Genomic DNA, 16,236 nt, shown 5'->3' on the forward strand with positions numbered 1-16,236 from the left:
TTGGCCGGAATGATCAGGTAATTGCGATATGATAAAGTTTTTAGAGTTAAAAGATATAAACAGCCTTTGCCGTGATGAGTTGATCGCCGCGTGCGCTCGTGTTGTTGACTCTGGTTGGTATATCGGAGGAACTGAACTTCAGGTTTTTGAACGCGAATTTGCGGCCTATTGCGGTACTCGACACTGCATTGGTGTGGCTAACGGCCTTGACGCTTTGGTTTTGGTTATCAGAGCTTGGAAAGAACTCGGCGCCATGAGTGAAGGGGATGAAGTTATAGTTCCCTCCAATACCTATATCGCTAGTGTCCTGGCTATTTCCGAAAATGGATTGGTTCCTGTACTGGTCGAGCCGGATCCCGACACACGGAATCTCTGCCCGGTTAAAGTCGAATCAGCGATTACGAATAAGACCAAGGCGATTCTTCCTGTTCACCTTTATGGTCGAATGGCTGACATGCCCAAGATTATGGACGTTGCCAAACGACATGGCCTATTGGTGCTGGAGGATTCAGCGCAGGCTCATGGTGCCCATATTGATGGAAAAAAAGCTGGCAGTTGGGGGGATGCATCAGGGTTCAGCTTCTATCCAGGAAAAAATCTCGGCGCTTTAGGTGATGCTGGGGCCGTGACAACCAATGATGATAAGTTGGCCGCTACGATCCGAGCGTTAGGTAATTATGGGTCGTATGAGAAGTACAAGAATACCTATTGCGGTGTAAATAGTCGGCTTGATGAGATTCAAGCGGCCTGCCTCTCGGTCAAGCTTAAGTATCTGGATGCGCAAACCGCTTATCGTCGTGAAATTGCACAGTTGTATACTGCGACAATCGTGAATCCTCTGATTACTCTGCCTGTCGCGTTAACGTTTGATGCGTCAAGCAACTCCAGCCATGTGTGGCATGTTTATACGGTGTTGTGCGAGCAACGAGATGAGCTTCAAAAACATCTTGCGGAGCATGGCATACAAACATTGATCCACTACCCCATTCCCCCTCATAAACAACAAGCATATTCGGAACTTGCGGGCCATTCCTATCCTGTTGCGGAATGTATGCATCAACGTATATTAAGTTTGCCAATTGGCCCTACGCTGTCGATAGTGGAGGCGCAGACTATTGTCTCAGCATGTAATAGTTTTGGTCGAAATTGATGAATCTTGTTAAAACCAGCCTTTTAAATGGCATCGCCGTTGCCATAAAAATGTTGACACTACTGGGGCTGAACAAGTTACTGGCCGTTTACGTCGGGCCTGGTGGTTATGCCGCAATCGGTCAGTTTCAGAACGTCGTACAGATGCTGACCACATTTGCCAGCGGTGCCATCAATAATGGGGTGACTAAATATACAGCAGAGTATGCCGGGGACGAACCCCGACTACATGCTTTATGGAGGACGTCCGGCACTATTGTGCTGGTAGGTGCAACAATTTCTTCACTGTTGATAGCATTGTTTAGTAAAGACTTGGCGTTTTGGGTTCTTGGAGACGCTGAGTTCTCAGGCGTATTTATTTGTTTTGCTGCTACGTTGATATTTTTCAGTTTTAATACTTTGCTACTCGCAGTGTTGAATGGTCGGAAGGAAATTGTTCTTTATGTATTTGCGAATATAGGAGGAAGCCTTTTTTCATTGGTGGTTACCTCTGTAATGGCGATCAATTTTGGGCTTTTTGGCGCATTGGTCGCTCTTGCGGTATATCAATCATTAAGTTTTTTAGTTACCGTTACTCTCTGCCGAAAAACAGTCTGGTTTAAAGTTGGATTGTTTTTTGGTGCTGTAGACCGAGCGGTTGCATTGCGTTTGGCGAAATTCACTGCCATGGCATTGACCTCTGCTGTGTGTATGCCCATTAGCACGATACTTATTCGAAATGATATTGTTTCAATGCTTGGTTGGGAGGCAGCAGGTTATTGGGAAGCAATGCTTAGGCTCAGCGCTGCCTATCTTCTATTGGTTACCACAACGCTGGGTGTTTATTATTTGCCACGGCTGTCCGAACTCCGTACAGCCAGAGAGCTGATTTACGAAATTAAGCAAGGCTACAGGATTATTCTTCCGGTTGCTGTTTTAGCTGGTGTTGCGATGTACGTTGCTCGGGATTTGATAATATTTTTATTGTTTACCACGGACTTTTCTCCGGTACGGGAACTGTTTGCCTGGCAAATGGTGGGTGATGCACTGAAAATTGGTAGTTGGATTCTTGCCTATTTGCTTTTGGGCAAAGCGATGTACAAGACCTACATCGTTACGGAGATTGTTTTTTCCGCATCCTATGTACTGCTGGCGTGGTTTTTTGTTCGTCAAGTTGGCTTGGAAGGCGTGGTGATGGCCTATGCGCTAAACTATGCACTTTATTGGATCGTCATGATCGCGTGCGTGGCAGGGTATTTTAGAACGATGCGCAGAACTTCCTCCGCTGTAGTTGAGTAAGGTGTATTAGATGCTGACAATTGTTATCCCTGCCTATAACCACGAGCACTATGTTATTGAGGGGCTTGAGGCTGCATGTTCGGTTGATCTGCCGGGAACGGAAATAATCATTATTGATGATGGGTCTACTGACGCAACCAGACTGAAAATAGAACAATTTCTTCAAGAGAAAGCGCCTAGCAATGTCACTTTTTTGGTCAAGGAAAATGGCGGTGTTGTCTCGTCTTTGGCTCTTGGGCTTGAAAGGGCGAAAACCGAATTTATTTATTTTGTCGCATCGGACGATATTCTTTGTTTCAAGGGGATTGCAGCCTGTATTCAGCAACTGGAAAAGCATCCTGCTGCGATGTTTTGCATCGGTGGAGGAGTAAGCTTTAATAGCGATGATCCAGAAGTAAGTACCCCTATTTATGGTGAATTGCACGAACGTTTTTTTTCTATGAGCGCTTCTTCGCGAGCGAGTGCACTGTACTTGAACTATCCACAGCCCATTCTTCTGCAGTCGACGGTCTTTCGGCGTGCCGCCTTGAAAGAGGTGGGGGGGTGGGACTCACGGATTGTCTTAGACGACTATTCAATGTTTATCAAGATGTTCACTAAGTTTCCATCGCTGGGTCACGACTTTTTGTATGCGCCGGTGCAAATAGTGGTGAAGTATAGACAGCACGGCACCAATGCTTACAAAAATGTATCTCGACAATTTTTTATGATCAAGCAGATGCTGGATTTTCTGGCGCCTGCTGAGATTTATTCAAAAGCACTGGGGAAAGTGCTTGCGATGCATTTTTTAGGAGCTGTTCGATTAGGTCGTTTCAACGATGGTCTGAGCCTTTTTAAGGGTGTATCAATCGGTGCTAAGGCATACTTTGTATATTATCTTGTCTCCTATGTTTCCAGTTATGCTGGGCGAGTTTTAAATAATTTGGCACGGAGAGTATTCGGTTGAAGCCATCAATCAATCAACCTGTTCGTCGAATGTACTTTGATGGGGGGTGGAGGATAACAACTCCAGGCGCTATTGCGGCGTTTGTTTTTGTTGTAATAGCTTCATTATTGATTGCCTTGCGCCCCATGGGGTTGGATTACGATTATCAGACCTACTTGGAGTACTACAATAATATCCTTGCTGGTGATCCTCCTAAAGTTGAGATTGGTTATAAGCTGGGGACGCTTTTTTTTGAGCACGTAGGGATTGGTTTTCTGGGGGTGCTGTATACATATGCTTTTATCGCGTTGTATGCAAAGTTTAAATTTTTTCAGCGCGTAGAGAGTCATCGTAGTATTCGTGAAGGGATCTTTTTTGGTGTTGTCTATTTGCTTGTGTTTTTCCCGGTTTGGGAGTTGACGCAAATTCGTAATGCGGCTGCGGTAGCGGTGGTTGCGTTGGCTATTCTCGAAGAGCGCAAAATCAATTCGAGTTTTTATTTTTTATTTGCTGTGCTTTTGCATAATGTTAGTTTTTTGATTGTCGCCTTGTGGCTTGTTCAGCGATTTTTCGGGTCATTGAAGTACCCTATTGTTGTAGGCGTGGCTTTAGTGGTTTTTCTAGGACTTGAGTATGCGCCATACTATCAGCAGTATGCTGCTGATGTATATAAAGAAGATTTCAAGCCGTTATCTCTGAAGAATTTGTTTATATTATTTACATTTGTATATATCCAGTTTTGCAGTCAGCCGCTTGCGAAGAATCTTGCTTATTACTCGCTGGCTTTGCTGTTGTTTTATCTGGCGATGGGCAAAATGCCGGCTGCTGCCATTAGGGTCGCGGATATTTCACTTTTTTTTGGCTTGTTAGCTTTGTCCCTCGTACATATGCGCTTCAGTTGGCTCTATAAGTTGTTGACCATCTTTGTATTGGGTTACGTTTTTACGAATATCAGTTATTTGGGGGAGGCCCCTATAATTAATCTGGACGCAATTTCATGGGCTGGCTGAGGAGCCGACCTCCTATTTTAGCTGTAAATGAGTTTTCTGTTAGAGGTGTAAGTGGCTAAAGTTGCTGCGGTGGTAGTCGGCTATATGCCGGAAATAGACGTCCTGGACAGGCTTTTGCTTTCGCTTGGGTCACAGGTGGATGTGGTGATTTTTCTCGATAATGGAGGCTCGTCAGCGGTACTGATGGGCGCCCCTGTCGAGCGACAGTCTCTCGTTTATGTGGATATGGAGGGCAATAAGGGGCTCGGGGCTGCCTTGAATAAAGGTTTCGAATTGGCGGTCAATGCCGGTGTGGACTACGTAGTTACCTTCGACCAAGACAGTCATGCCGAACCTGAGTTAATTGCGAGCCTAAGTACGGCAATGACTCAAGCAAAATCAAAAGATCCACGTTGTATTGCCGTCAGTCCGACTTTTTTTGACCGTCGTGATGGGAAGAAAATCAACTTTCCATTTTACCAGTCGGTTAATGGTGTTATTAAACCCGTGTTTCACTCTGACGATGAGCATGGGTTAGTAAAGGTTGATATTTTGATTACATCTGGCATGTACATCAGTACACAAGCCTGGGTTGAAGGAAACCGATACGACGAGGGTTTGTTTGTCGACTTTACCGATTCTGAGTGGTGCTTCCGGGTTAGAGATCAAGGCTATACGCTTTACGGGTGTTTGAGTGTTGAGATGGGGCACGCTTTATCTGATGCGCCACCTGTCAAGGTTTTTGGGTTGAGTTTTCTTCGATATTCCCCGGTGCGCCGATATTTTTTCTTCCGCGCCACGGTTGCGGTGTGTCGGATGAACCATACTCCCGCATGCTGGAAAAAACGCCTATTGCTGGCATTGGTACTGCGTTTTTTTGCCAACCTATTGATCGACAAAAACAAATTCCAGTCCCTAAAAATGATGTTGCGTGGGACGATCCATGGCTGGCAAAAAAAATTGGGCCCATTGCGTTAATATTCAGCTGTGATTGAGTTCCCTCGTTCCAGTACGTGGGTTAGGTAATAAAGGTAGAAAGTTATGCAACCACGTATCTTGGTTTTACTTGCAGCTTATAACGGTATGCGTTGGATCTCGGAGCAGGTCGATTCGATCCTGGGGCAGGAGGCTGTCTCTGTTTCATTGCTGATCAGTGTGGATCGCTCTGATGATGGCACCGAGAGTTGGGTCGACCAGTTGTGCATTCGTGATTCGAGGGTCAAATGCCTGGCCCATGGGGAGAAATTTGGGGGCGCGGCCCGAAATTTCTTTCGTTTGATCAACGAAGCGCCCGTTGATGATTTTGACTATTTTTCATTAGCTGATCAGGATGATATTTGGCTGCCAAACAAGCTGATCAGCGCGACCAATTTCATGATTGAGAAAAAATCTGAGGGTTATTCCGGTAATGTCACCGCATTTTGGCCCGATGGTCGTGAGTCCATCATCGTAAAGTCTCAGCCGCAGGTTGCATTTGACCATTTGTTCGAGGCCGCCGGACCTGGATGCACGTATGTTTTTTCTCAATCTTTGTTTGCTGAGCTTCAACGAGATATCAATAGCCACTTTGCCCAAGTGCAGCATGTCACTTTGCATGACTGGTATTGTTACGCTTACAGTCGCTCACGAGGCTTTAAATGGGTGATTGATAGCCAGCCTTACATGCTCTATCGCCAGCATGGCGGTAATCAGGTTGGCGTCAATAGCGGTGCTAAGGCGTTCAAAAAACGTTTGTCTCAGGTTTTTGACGGCTGGTGGTTAAGTCAGGCTGCTCTGATTGCCACCATGGTGGGTATGGCGAATGACCCTTTTGTTCGGAGCTGGATCGGATTGGGGCGTTGGGATCTGCTGCGCTTGGCTGCCAGTGCCTCAAAGTGCCGTAGGCGCCTACGGGATAAGCTGGTTTTTAGCGGATTATGTTTGGTGTTGGTGGTGTTGAGGCAAAAGAAATGAAAACGCAGTTATTAGTCACTGGCAGCAGTGGTTTTGTCGGACGCCAACTGATTCAACAGTTACAGGGCCTGCCAGAATACAACGTACGTGCCCTTGTCCGCCGTTTGCCCAATGTTTTGGCGACAGGTGTTGATTACTCGGTGCTGCCCGATTTTTCCACGGTTACAGTGGGGCATCCGGCTCTGCAGGGTGTTGATGTTGTTGTTCACTTGGCGTCACGCGTGCACGTCATGAATGATACGGAATTTGATCCTCTCGAAGCGTTTCGTAGAGTAAATGTAGGCTATACGTTGCAATTGGCCCGTAGCGCTGTCGCAGCGGGGGTGAAGCGTTTTATCTTTGTCAGCTCTGTCAAGGTCAATGGTGAGCAGACAGCGCTCGGCAGACCATACAGCGAAGCGGATGTTCCTTCACCCGTTGATCCGTATGGCGTCTCTAAAATGGAAGCCGAGAATGCGCTTAGAGCGTTAGGGGCGGAAACTGGCCTTGAAGTGGTCATTGTTCGTCCCGTGCTGGTTTACGGGCCGGGCGTCAAGGCCAATTTTGCGAATATGATGAAGTGGTTGAAAAAGGGTGTTCCGCTGCCATTTGGTGCTATCGCTAATCAACGAAGCCTTGTGGCGCTAGAGAATCTAGTCAGTTTTATTTTGATCTGCGTGACCCATCCTGCCGCGGCTAACCAGACGTTTTTGATCAGTGATGGTGAGGATGTATCGACCACTCAATTGTTAATTCGATTAGGCAAGTCCATGGGCTCTCCTGCCAGACTCATCCCGGTTCCCGAATGGTTGTTGGTGTTAGGGGCCACTCTGCTGGGGCGCAAGGCACTATCGCAGCGACTATGTGGTTCGCTGCAAGTGGATATCACAAAAGGCCGGCAACTATTAGGCTGGGCGCCAGTCGTTACCCTTGATGAGGGGCTCGCTGCAACAGCGCAACATTACCTTAGTGAGCAAACTCAATGAAGTATTGGTACATCTTTCCCATTGTCGCGCTTGCTTCCCTGTTACTGACAGCTGTGCTGCGTCAATACGCGCTGCGTCGTAGCATTATTGATATTCCTAATGCACGTAGCTCCCATACGGTACCAACGCCCCGAGGAGGGGGGGTAGCAATTGTACTTACGTTCGCATTGTCGCTGTTGGTATTGGCACTCTTGCAACTGGTGTCGATTGCTGAAAGCGTCGCGCTCCTTGGATCTGGCCTGCTGATCGCAGTGATTGGCTTTATGGACGATCATGGCCATATAGCAGCACGTTGGAGGCTATTGGGGCATTTCATAGCGGCCGCCTGGGCACTTTTCTGGATGCAAGGGTTGCCGGCGATCACGTTTTTTGGCTTCTCTTTGAGTCTTGGGTGGCTTGGCCACTTACTTGGCGCATTTTACTTGGTTTGGATGTTGAACCTTTACAACTTCATGGACGGGATAGATGGCATCGCCAGTCTGGAAGCTATTTGTGCGTGTGGCGGATTGTCGCTTATTTATTTTCTTAGCGGTCACGAGGCGTTGATATGGGCGCCTCTTTTACTGGCCATGGCTGTTGTAGGTTTCTTGTATTGGAACTTCCCACCCGCTCGAATTTTCATGGGGGACGCGGGGAGTGGTTTTCTCGGCATTGTCTTAGGCGGGCTTTCTATACAGGCCGCCTGGGTTGGCAGTGAGTTTTTTTTCGCCTGGTTGATTATGTTGGGCGTCTTCGTAGTGGACGCCACCTTTACCTTGGGGCGGAGACTGGCTCGGGGAGACAAGGTCTATGAGGCTCATCGTAGCCATGCATACCAATTCGCCTCTCGCCAATTTGGAAAGCACCTTCCGGTAACGGTGTCTGTTGGTGTTATCAACGTTGTCTGGCTGTTCCCTCTGGCTCTGTGCGTTACCCTGTTGGGCCTGGATGGTGCTCTGGGCGTAGTAATCGCTTATGTGCCATTACTTTTGTTGGCAGTAAAATACAAGGCAGGTATGCGTGAATAGAGGCCTTGATAAGGGCGGCATTGACCGCTTTTCTCTTCCCATCTGGGTGTAACCTGTATGATCAGGGACTTCTTGGATGAAATGACAAGCTTTAGTTGCAACCTGGACGGCTTGTCCATCGCAGGAATACCGGAGAGATGCTGCCCGTTGAAAGTTTTAATTTAATTGTGAGTAGTAAGGTCGTCAGGAAAACATGGATAAATTACGAACACTCCTGCTGAAGCTCCCACGCAGGCAAAAGCGCATCCTCCAGGTCATGGCCGACATCGTGCTGGTCTGGATCGCCCTTTGGATGGCGTTTGTTGTTCGTCTCGGGATCGATGATTTGGTCAACCCGATCGTCTTGCATTCATGGCTGTTCATCAGTGCGCCAATCGTTTCGATCCCGCTGTTTATCCGTTTTGGCATGTATCGCGCCGTAATGCGGTACTTTGGTAATGATGCGCTTATCGCGATTATCAAGGCGGTCAGCCTGTCGGCACTGATTCTTGGGGTTGTCGTCTATTGGTACAGTAACCACGAAAACGTCGTACCACGCTCTATCGTGTTCAACTACTGGTGGCTCAGTCTGATCATGATTGGCGGTTTGCGCTTGGCCATGCGCCAGTATTTTCTGGGTGATTGGTTTGCAGCAGCCCAGCATGTACCGTTTACCAGCCGTGATGATGGCTTGACCAAGGTTGCGATCTACGGCGCAGGTGCTGCCGGTAATCAACTGGTTGCTGCGCTTCGGATGGGGCGTGTCATGCGCCCGGTGGCGTTTATTGATGACGACAGCAGCATTTCGGATCGCGTCATTTCCGGCCTCCAGGTGTTCAAGCCTAAGCACATTCAACAGATGATCGACACGACGGGGGCCCAGGAAATCCTGCTGGCCATTCCGTCGTCCAATCGTGCGCGGCGTCGTGAAATTCTTGGCCTGTTGGAAGGGTTTCCCCTGCACGTACGCAGCGTCCCGGGTTTCATGGATCTTGCCAGTGGCCGGGTAAAGGTCGATGACATTCAGGAAGTAGACATTGCCGACTTGCTCGGGCGTGATGCCGTGCCAGCCCAGGGCGAGTTGCTGGAGCATTGCATAAAGGGGCAGAGCGTTCTGGTGACGGGGGCGGGAGGTTCCATTGGTTCAGAGCTATGCCGGCAGATCCTGGCACTGAGTCCTACTACTTTGTTGCTGTTCGAACACAGTGAATTCAATCTTTACAGCATCCTGTCCGAGCTTGAGCAGCGTATCTCCCGTGAGTCGCTGCCTGTTCGCGTGCTACCGATCCTCGGTTCAGTGCGTAACCAGGCAAAATTGCTCGACATCATGAAAACCTGGCGTGTTGATACGGTCTATCATGCGGCAGCTTACAAGCATGTACCGATGGTTGAGCACAACATTGCAGAGGGCGTTCTGAACAATGTCATTGGTACATTGAACACCGCCCAGGCGGCGCTGCAGGCGGGGGTCTCCAACTTTGTTCTGATTTCCACGGACAAGGCTGTGCGCCCGACCAATGTGATGGGCAGTACCAAGCGTTTGGCCGAATTGACGTTGCAGGCGTTGAGCCGTGAATTGGCACCGGTATTGTTTGACGACAAGGCTAATATTTCCCGCGTCAACAAGACCCGTTTCACGATGGTCCGCTTTGGCAATGTACTGGGTTCGTCCGGCTCGGTTATTCCGTTGTTTCACAAGCAGATCAAATCTGGTGGACCGCTCACGGTCACTCACCCGAAGATCACGCGTTACTTCATGACTATCCCTGAAGCGGCCCAGTTGGTGATCCAGGCAGGCTCAATGGGGCAGGGCGGGGATGTGTTCGTGCTCGATATGGGCGAGCCGGTGAGAATCGTCGAGCTGGCAGAGAAGATGATTCATCTGTCTGGCTTGAGTGTTCGCTCGGATAGAAACCCTCATGGTGATATTGCCATTGAGTTCACCGGGTTGCGTCCCGGTGAAAAACTCTACGAAGAACTGCTGATTGGCGACAACGTAGTGGCCACCCAGCATCCGATGATCATGAGTGCCAACGAGGATCATCTGGATTGGGAGATACTTAAAGGGAAGTTGACAGAGCTACTCGCGGCGGTCGACGCGGACGACTACAGCAGGGTCCGTCAACTGCTACGCGATACAGTCAGTGGATATGCTCCGGATGGCGAGATCGTGGACTGGATCTACCAGCAGCGTCGCCTGGAGCCTTAGTGCGCATAGTGTGCGTAAATGTTGCCAGGCATAATGCCTGGCAAGTTGGCTTTATATTTTGCTCGATAGACGGAGTCTGGTTTTATTGACTGCGTCTTTGGTGATTTCAAAGAGAAAATCGAGTTCGGTTTCACCTGTCTTGATTGCTCCCATTTTCTCATGAAAGGAAATGACTCGATCATTTCCTTTTCTAACATCAAAGTGTGATTTTTCAAATTCGAGATTTTCAAAGGCAAACTGATAAACCAGGAACGCACTTTCCAGGGCTGCATATCTGGTCTTGTCTTCGTTGAGAATCCAACTTCCCCAACAAAATGAATTTCCTTTGAAGTCATAAAGTCTGACTGTGCCGCAAGGTACGCCATCAAGGCGTTCAATAATGAAGTAATATTGAATGCCTTTCTGCTCATCGCCCTTGTACTTGTTGATCCACTCTCTTTGAGCCTCAATACTTGGGTTTACAGAAGAGAGGAACTGGTTGTAATTGTTATCGAGGCGCAGCTTCAGAACAAATTCGGCATCGCTCTCTTCGATGAGTCGCAGCCTTACAGTTTTTGATTCTAAGTTCATGTTTTTTCCGTTTAACTGGTCGCGTTAATATATGGTACATGTTTTTTTTGCAGGCGCTGGTTCGAATTTTTGCTTCGGGCTGACGATGCTTAGGGCCGGATAGACATGATACGTTCCTATGTCTTAGTCGAAAAGTTCTATCTATAGTCAAATCTGGAGATTATCGAAATCATTTGTCGATTTTTGAGCGCTAAATCGGGTATCGCTACATCTTGCAATAGCTCCATTTTTGACACCCTCCTCACATCGCCTAAGTTTGAAAAGCAGCTTCGGAAAGCTGCTTTTCCCATTGATGTCATGGAGCGTCTCTAATGCGTAGATCCGTTTTTTCCTCCCTGCTTTTTGCCTTCCTCACCAGCTTGTCCGCCGCGTCGATCGCTGCCCCATCGGCCAGGCCCGAGACGCCGCAGCCGCTCGCGGCCCAGTTGAGTGCAAGCGAACAACCCACCCCCAAGGTCAACCTCAACGCAGCAGACGCTGAAACCCTGCGCCGTGATCTGTTCGGCATTGGCGCCGCCAAGGCCAAGGCGATCATTGCTTATCGCGAGTCCAATGGATCGTTCACGGTGGTGGATGAGTTGCTGGAAGTGAAGGGGATTGGCAAGTCGCTGCTGGAGAAGAATCGCGACAGGCTGGAGGTTAAGTAATCAAGGCAGGAGGCCGGTCATTGACCGGCCTTTTTTATGTCTGCCGGGGCTGTATTGATCCCGGTTTTCAGGTTTTCTCGCACTACGTCGAGGATGCGTGTCGCCAGTTCCGGGTTTTCGACACTGCGCGCCAGGACCAATGCCCCCACCAGTGTCGACATCATCACCAGGCTTTGTTCATCGGCATTGGGGCTGCCCAATGCGGTTTCGATTTGCTTGAGCCGGGCGTCGAGGACTGTATCGGTGGTGGGGCTCTGTTGCCCGCGCTGTCCCAGCTCCGAGGACATGGTGGGCAACGGGCAGCCTTGGTCGGGGGAGGTGTGATGCCACTCTGACAGGTAACTGTCGATAAAGGCTTCCAGTGGTCGTTCCTGGTTGAAGAGCATCGCGCAATGCGCGTCCAGTTCGGCGGAGGCGGCTTGCAGGGCCTTTTCCACCAGTTCGTCCTTGGATTTGAAGTGGGCGTAGAACCCGCCATGGGTCAGGTTCAAGGCTTTCATCAGGGGTTGCAGGCCGGTTGCGCCAATGCCGTCGCGGCGAAAGCGCACGGATGCCTCTTTAATGATGCGCTGGTGGGTTTGAGCTTTGTGATTGTGCGAGTAGCGCATGAGAGGGCCCTCTGAAACATCGGGCCATATTAACCAAGGTTTGGTGCTGTTTCGCGGACCGATTACAAATTTGCCCTAATCTAGATCGACTCGCCTGGCGTGCTGCCGGTAACGGTCAGCACGGGGCGTTTGTTTCAGCGATCCTGCGCATCCTTGGCGTCGGCCTGAGCATTGCGCTCGGCGACGCGTTTGCGTTGTTCGTCGGTCAGTTCCACTTTGTTGGCGCTGTCACGCAGCATCAGCAAGCCACCAACGATCGAACCGATGGCGACCACCATGATCAACCAGGCATACCAGGGCATAGGGCTCTCCTTGAGGCCGACTGCCGTGGGGAAGATTCCCCACGGCACTATCAGCTTTGAGTGACGGCTTTCGTCAGTCGTTCCATTGTAGGCCCGTTCTGCCTCGCTGGTTTAGAGCCCGGTCAACATCGCATCCGCTGGCGCATCGGCGCGGTCTTGGGCGGTCAGTTGGAAGTAGATGAAACCTGCGGCCATGAACCCGAGGAAGATCAGGCCGCCTTTCTCGCCGAACGCCCAGCGGCTGTAGGCAAACGGCCCGCCTGCGTGGGGAATTGCGGTGGTCAGTTCGGTCAAGCTGAAGCTGAAACAGGTGCACAGGGCGGCGACCATCAATGACGTGACCAGAAAGCCCAGCGTCCCGGCCATAGCTCCAGCCAAAGTATCCGCCGGAGATCACCAGCCCCACGGTGATGCCCCACAGATGCAAGGTGCCCAAGGTGGCAAACACTTGCAAGCTTTGCCAAGCAGCATCTCTGCATCGCTATCATTCCACAGGCCCCAGTCTTGGGGAGCGTTGCTCGACACGGCGCCTACACGCCCGCGAGCTTCAGTCTCGTGGCTTCTAGCCAGTAGGTGGTCAGACGCTAGTCTCAGAGTCCGCAGTTTCAGGCGACGTGGTGTTTCCTGCTGGGCGCGTGGAACTACACCATGCCTGCCGCCGGCCAGCGTACTTGGGCGGTACCTGCGCAGAGGAGAGATAGAGTGTCGATGACACCCACTCGACGAGGTTTTTCTAGGACGCCCGTCAGGGCATCCTGGATTAGTCAGTTCGTTTGTTTACGAGTTTTCGGCCACGACCTACGCGTAGTAGTTTGGAGACCATATTGCGTAGGCGATTATCGAAGAATCCAATTAGCCGACGTCCTTTTTCTTCAGGGCGACCACTGAAGGAAGTGACATGGAAGTAGTCGGTTTCATCCGGCGACTGCGCTGAAAAGTAGTAGTTTGATACGCAGCATCTTACGGAATCTGCCACTACGCTGCTGACCGAGTGCCAAGAGTCTTTATTAGTTTCCATTACGACAAAGCGATTGAATTTGGAAACGATGGTTTTTTGTTTTTTGACTTCGTGATCCCAAAGCTCAAAATTTCCGCCGTTTTCGAGTTTCCAGTCGGGCGCGACGTAATAGAGCAGGTTGAGGCGACGATAGAGGTCGCGGCTTGCGCCGTGGCTATTGTCGATATGAGGGTTCAAAAAGTCCCCTTTGAACATCATTGATAGACCACCAGCGTAGAGGCTAGGGTCGGGAACGATATGCTGAAAACCCACCAGTTCTGCGACCTTTGCGACTACGGTGGGATCTTGCATTGCGTAGGTAACCGCAGTCAGGATCGATGGATGTTGCGACAGGTCCGTCAGCGTTTTCTTTTGCTCGCGGAAGGATGCACGGTCAAAAAAACCTTCGGCATTACGCGGAAAGGCATCATAGATGGCTTGAGCTGTTTCTGTAGGAAGAAGCTCGTCAATTACAAAATACCGAGTATGGGTGTCGACAGGGTTTGCCCATTCTTCTTTGATTTTTGGTGCTAGTTCATCGAGGCGTGCCACGATAATTTGAGCGATTTCAGAGGGAGACATGTCGTATCTATCCAATAGTTGTAAAGTCCTCGTGAAGTGTATAACAGCACGGTAAGCATGGCTATTTGCTCTGTCGCAGCATGCTTCAACATGAGCAGTAATCTTGGTTACACTGATATTTTCCCACGCTGAAGCTTTTGAACCCTTTATAACGCTCACATAAACCCACTCTTTACGCCATCTTTACGCCCCCTCCACCCCCTCGCCCTCGTTCCTTTACGCCCCTTCTGCGGACAATACCTCCATACGCGGCAGTCGCCGTCTGACGGAGAAACTTCCATGAGTGTTCTGGATGGGGTGTCACTGCTATTGGCCGTGGCGCTATTCATTTATCTGCTGGTCGCGCTGTTGCGCGCGGATCGGGGCTAGGAGCGGCTATGCACAGTTATGACTATTGGCTGATCATCGCCTTCTTTGCCGTGGTGCTGGTTCCAGCGCCATTTCTGGGGCGGTTCTACTACAAGGTGATGGAAGGGCAGCGCACTTGGCTTACGCCAGTGTTCGGGCCGGTCGAGCGCGTATGTTATCGCTTGGCCGGGGTCGATGCGCAACAAGAGCAAAGTTGGCAGAAGTACGCCCTGGCCCTGCTGGCTTTCAACCTGTCGGGCTTTTTGTTGTTGTTTACGATCCTGTTGTTTCAGGGCTACCTGCCGCTTAACCCGCAGCAGTTGCCTGGGCAGGAGTGGACGCAGGCGTTCAATACCGCCGTCAGTTTTATGACCAACACTAACTGGCAGTCCTACAGCGGTGAAGCCAGCCTCAGCTACCTGAGCCAGATGGCCGGCCTGACCGTGCAGAACTTTGTCAGTGCCGCCACCGGCCTGGCGGTGCTTGTCGCCCTTTGCCGTGGGATTGGTCGCAAGTCCGCCAGCACCCTGGGCAATTTCTGGGTGGATATGACCCGCGCCACCCTCTATGGCTTGCTGCCATTGTGCCTGGTGCTGGCGTTGTTTTTGGTCTGGCAGGGCGTGCCACAGACCTTCGCTCACTATGTTGATGCCCTGACGATGCAAGGCGTTGATCAGGTGATCCCACTCGGCCCGGCCGCCAGCCAGATTGCGATCAAGCAACTGGGGACCAACGGCGGTGGCTTCTTCGGGGTCAACTCGGCGCACCCGTTCGAAGATCCGACGGCCTGGGCCAACCTGTTTGAAGTGGCGGCGATCATCCTGATCCCGGCGGCTCTGGTGTTTACCTTCGGCCATTACGTCAAGGATCTGCGCCAGAGCCGGGCGATTCTCGGCTGCATGCTCGCGTTGTTCCTGATTGGCGGCTCGGTGTCGCTGTGGTCCGAGCACCAGCCCAATCCGACCCTGAACAACCCGGCCGTCGAGCAGACTGCACCGCTGGAAGGCAAGGAAGTGCGTTTCGGCACCACCGCCACCGTGTTGTGGTCGGTGACCACCACGGCAGCGTCCAACGGTTCGGTCAACGGCATGCAGGACAGCCTCAGCCCCCTGAGCGGGATGGTGGCGCTGGTCAATATGATGGTCGGCGAAGTGATCTTCGGCGGCGTCGGTGCCGGTATGTACGGCATGCTGCTCAACGTGCTGATCGCGGTGTTCCTCGCCGGCTTGATGATTGGCCGCACTCCGGAATACCTCGGCAAGAAACTCCAGGCCCGGGAAGTGCAACTGCTGGTGGTGACCCTGTTGGTGATGCCCGTTGGCGTACTGGTGCTCGGCGCGATTGCCACCAGCGTGCCGGCCACTGCTGCAACCATCAGCAACCCCGGCCCCCACGGCTTCAGCCAGTTGCTCTATGGCTACACCTCGGCCAGTGCCAACAACGGTTCGGCCTTTGGTGGCCTGGGCGCCAATACCCCGTTTCATAACCTGATGCTGGGCTTGGGCATGTTGATCGGGCGCTTCGGCTACATCCTCCCGATCCTGGCCCTCGCCGGCAGCCTGGCGATGAAGAAAAGCGCACCGATTGGCCAGGACAGTTTCCCGACCCACGGCCCGTTGTTCGTGACGTTGTTGACCGTGACCATTTTGCTGGTGGGCGGCCTGACCTTCCTGCCGGCGCTGGCACTGGGCCCTATCGCTGAACACCTGAGCATGGGCTTCTAAGGGG

At 51.0% G+C, this 16,236-nt stretch carries 16 protein-coding genes and 1 pseudogene; 12 read left to right on the forward strand and 5 right to left on the reverse strand.

The window, feature by feature from the left end; translation table 11 throughout:
* Positions 1 to 28 precede the first annotated feature (28 nt).
* The 9 genes from PSH73_RS08505 to PSH73_RS08545 all read left to right on the forward strand — a co-directional run bounded on the left by PSH73_RS08505 (position 29) and on the right by PSH73_RS08545 (position 10,454).
* On the forward strand, positions 29 to 1,150 hold the full coding sequence (locus PSH73_RS08505; RefSeq protein WP_120732349.1) for a DegT/DnrJ/EryC1/StrS aminotransferase family protein: 1,122 nt from the start codon (positions 29 to 31) through the stop codon (positions 1,148 to 1,150).
* Positions 1,150 to 2,427, forward strand: a complete 1,278-nt coding sequence (locus PSH73_RS08510) for an O-antigen translocase (RefSeq protein WP_120732351.1) — start codon at positions 1,150 to 1,152, stop codon at positions 2,425 to 2,427. The genes PSH73_RS08505 and PSH73_RS08510 overlap by 1 nt, the downstream gene beginning before the upstream one ends.
* A 10-nt stretch (positions 2,428 to 2,437) precedes the next feature.
* Positions 2,438 to 3,373: a glycosyltransferase family A protein gene (locus PSH73_RS08515; RefSeq protein WP_198792385.1), complete on the forward strand. Its 936-nt coding sequence runs from the start codon at positions 2,438 to 2,440 to the stop codon at positions 3,371 to 3,373.
* Positions 3,370 to 4,362 (forward strand): EpsG family protein, encoded by a 993-nt coding sequence (locus tag PSH73_RS08520; protein WP_162947717.1) that lies wholly within the window; start codon positions 3,370 to 3,372, stop codon positions 4,360 to 4,362. The genes PSH73_RS08515 and PSH73_RS08520 overlap by 4 nt, the downstream gene beginning before the upstream one ends.
* A gap of 51 nt (positions 4,363 to 4,413) precedes the next feature.
* A complete protein-coding gene (locus PSH73_RS08525; RefSeq protein ID WP_120732358.1) occupies positions 4,414 to 5,319 on the forward strand; it encodes a glycosyltransferase family 2 protein in 906 nt (301 codons plus the stop codon).
* Positions 5,320 to 5,382: 63 nt separating this feature from the next.
* Positions 5,383 to 6,294: a glycosyltransferase gene (locus PSH73_RS08530; RefSeq protein WP_120732360.1), complete on the forward strand. Its 912-nt coding sequence runs from the start codon at positions 5,383 to 5,385 to the stop codon at positions 6,292 to 6,294.
* On the forward strand, positions 6,291 to 7,259 hold the full coding sequence (locus tag PSH73_RS08535; RefSeq protein WP_198792386.1) for an SDR family oxidoreductase: 969 nt from the start codon (positions 6,291 to 6,293) through the stop codon (positions 7,257 to 7,259). The genes PSH73_RS08530 and PSH73_RS08535 overlap by 4 nt, the downstream gene beginning before the upstream one ends.
* A complete protein-coding gene (locus PSH73_RS08540; protein ID WP_120732362.1) occupies positions 7,256 to 8,266 on the forward strand; it encodes a glycosyltransferase family 4 protein in 1,011 nt (336 codons plus the stop codon). The genes PSH73_RS08535 and PSH73_RS08540 overlap by 4 nt, the downstream gene beginning before the upstream one ends.
* 193 nt (positions 8,267 to 8,459) lie before the next feature.
* Positions 8,460 to 10,454: a nucleoside-diphosphate sugar epimerase/dehydratase gene (locus PSH73_RS08545; RefSeq protein ID WP_120732363.1), complete on the forward strand. Its 1,995-nt coding sequence runs from the start codon at positions 8,460 to 8,462 to the stop codon at positions 10,452 to 10,454.
* Positions 10,455 to 10,505: 51 nt separating this feature from the next.
* On the opposite strand, the gene PSH73_RS08550 is transcribed toward PSH73_RS08545, so the two are convergent.
* Positions 10,506 to 11,024: a GNAT family N-acetyltransferase gene (locus PSH73_RS08550; RefSeq protein ID WP_120732364.1), complete on the reverse strand. Its 519-nt coding sequence runs from the start codon at positions 11,022 to 11,024 to the stop codon at positions 10,506 to 10,508.
* A 311-nt stretch (positions 11,025 to 11,335) separates the two neighbouring features.
* On the opposite strand from PSH73_RS08550, the gene PSH73_RS08555 reads away from it, so the two are divergent.
* Positions 11,336 to 11,671: a helix-hairpin-helix domain-containing protein gene (locus tag PSH73_RS08555; RefSeq protein ID WP_120732365.1), complete on the forward strand. Its 336-nt coding sequence runs from the start codon at positions 11,336 to 11,338 to the stop codon at positions 11,669 to 11,671.
* Between the two features lie 17 nt (positions 11,672 to 11,688).
* Here the strand turns inward: PSH73_RS08555 and PSH73_RS08560 are convergent, their stop codons facing one another.
* The 4 genes and pseudogenes from PSH73_RS08560 to PSH73_RS08575 form a co-directional block, all read right to left on the reverse strand.
* Positions 11,689 to 12,279 carry a TetR/AcrR family transcriptional regulator gene (locus PSH73_RS08560; RefSeq protein ID WP_120732366.1) on the reverse strand — a complete coding sequence of 197 codons (591 nt, stop codon included), beginning with the start codon at positions 12,277 to 12,279 and terminating at the stop codon, positions 11,689 to 11,691.
* A gap of 134 nt (positions 12,280 to 12,413) precedes the next feature.
* Positions 12,414 to 12,581 carry a DUF2897 family protein gene (locus tag PSH73_RS08565; protein WP_081044204.1) on the reverse strand — a complete coding sequence of 56 codons (168 nt, stop codon included), beginning with the start codon at positions 12,579 to 12,581 and terminating at the stop codon, positions 12,414 to 12,416.
* A 207-nt stretch (positions 12,582 to 12,788) separates the two neighbouring features.
* Positions 12,789 to 13,035, reverse strand: a pseudogene (locus tag PSH73_RS08570) (ethanolamine permease); the annotation flags it as partial.
* Positions 13,036 to 13,341: 306 nt separating this feature from the next.
* A complete protein-coding gene (locus tag PSH73_RS08575) occupies positions 13,342 to 14,160 on the reverse strand; it encodes a 2OG-Fe(II) oxygenase (RefSeq protein WP_120732367.1) in 819 nt (272 codons plus the stop codon).
* A gap of 279 nt (positions 14,161 to 14,439) precedes the next feature.
* Here PSH73_RS08575 and kdpF point away from each other — a divergent pair, with 279 nt between their 5' ends.
* Together kdpF and kdpA are read left to right on the forward strand one after the other, a co-directional pair.
* Positions 14,440 to 14,529 carry a K(+)-transporting ATPase subunit F gene (gene kdpF, locus PSH73_RS08580; protein WP_032863112.1) on the forward strand — a complete coding sequence of 30 codons (90 nt, stop codon included), beginning with the start codon at positions 14,440 to 14,442 and terminating at the stop codon, positions 14,527 to 14,529.
* Positions 14,530 to 14,537: 8 nt separating this feature from the next.
* Positions 14,538 to 16,232 carry a potassium-transporting ATPase subunit KdpA gene (gene kdpA / locus PSH73_RS08585; protein WP_120732369.1) on the forward strand — a complete coding sequence of 565 codons (1,695 nt, stop codon included), beginning with the start codon at positions 14,538 to 14,540 and terminating at the stop codon, positions 16,230 to 16,232.
* Positions 16,233 to 16,236 lie beyond the last annotated feature (4 nt).

It is taken from the genome of Pseudomonas sp. FP2294, from assembly GCF_030687625.1.
GTDB lineage: Bacteria > Pseudomonadota > Gammaproteobacteria > Pseudomonadales > Pseudomonadaceae > Aquipseudomonas > Aquipseudomonas shahriarae.

Bases quoted from the DNA above. Each gene is read 5' to 3' on its own strand.
- PSH73_RS08505 (WP_120732349.1), top strand. From the start codon at position 29: ATGATAAAGTTTTTAGAGTTAAAAGATATAAACAGCCTTTGCCGTGAT.
- PSH73_RS08510 (WP_120732351.1), top strand. From the start codon at position 1,150: ATGAATCTTGTTAAAACCAGCCTTTTAAATGGCATCGCCGTTGCCATA.
- PSH73_RS08515 (WP_198792385.1), top strand. From the start codon at position 2,438: ATGCTGACAATTGTTATCCCTGCCTATAACCACGAGCACTATGTTATT.
- PSH73_RS08530 (WP_120732360.1), top strand. From the start codon at position 5,383: ATGCAACCACGTATCTTGGTTTTACTTGCAGCTTATAACGGTATGCGT.
- PSH73_RS08535 (WP_198792386.1), top strand. From the start codon at position 6,291: ATGAAAACGCAGTTATTAGTCACTGGCAGCAGTGGTTTTGTCGGACGC.
- PSH73_RS08540 (WP_120732362.1), top strand. From the start codon at position 7,256: ATGAAGTATTGGTACATCTTTCCCATTGTCGCGCTTGCTTCCCTGTTA.
- PSH73_RS08545 (WP_120732363.1), top strand. From the start codon at position 8,460: ATGGATAAATTACGAACACTCCTGCTGAAGCTCCCACGCAGGCAAAAG.
- PSH73_RS08550 (WP_120732364.1), bottom strand. From the start codon at position 11,024: ATGAACTTAGAATCAAAAACTGTAAGGCTGCGACTCATCGAAGAGAGC.
- PSH73_RS08555 (WP_120732365.1), top strand. From the start codon at position 11,336: ATGCGTAGATCCGTTTTTTCCTCCCTGCTTTTTGCCTTCCTCACCAGC.
- PSH73_RS08560 (WP_120732366.1), bottom strand. From the start codon at position 12,279: ATGCGCTACTCGCACAATCACAAAGCTCAAACCCACCAGCGCATCATT.
- PSH73_RS08565 (WP_081044204.1), bottom strand. From the start codon at position 12,581: ATGCCCTGGTATGCCTGGTTGATCATGGTGGTCGCCATCGGTTCGATC.
- PSH73_RS08575 (WP_120732367.1), bottom strand. From the start codon at position 14,160: ATGTCTCCCTCTGAAATCGCTCAAATTATCGTGGCACGCCTCGATGAA.
- kdpF (WP_032863112.1), top strand. From the start codon at position 14,440: ATGAGTGTTCTGGATGGGGTGTCACTGCTATTGGCCGTGGCGCTATTC.
- kdpA (WP_120732369.1), top strand. From the start codon at position 14,538: ATGCACAGTTATGACTATTGGCTGATCATCGCCTTCTTTGCCGTGGTG.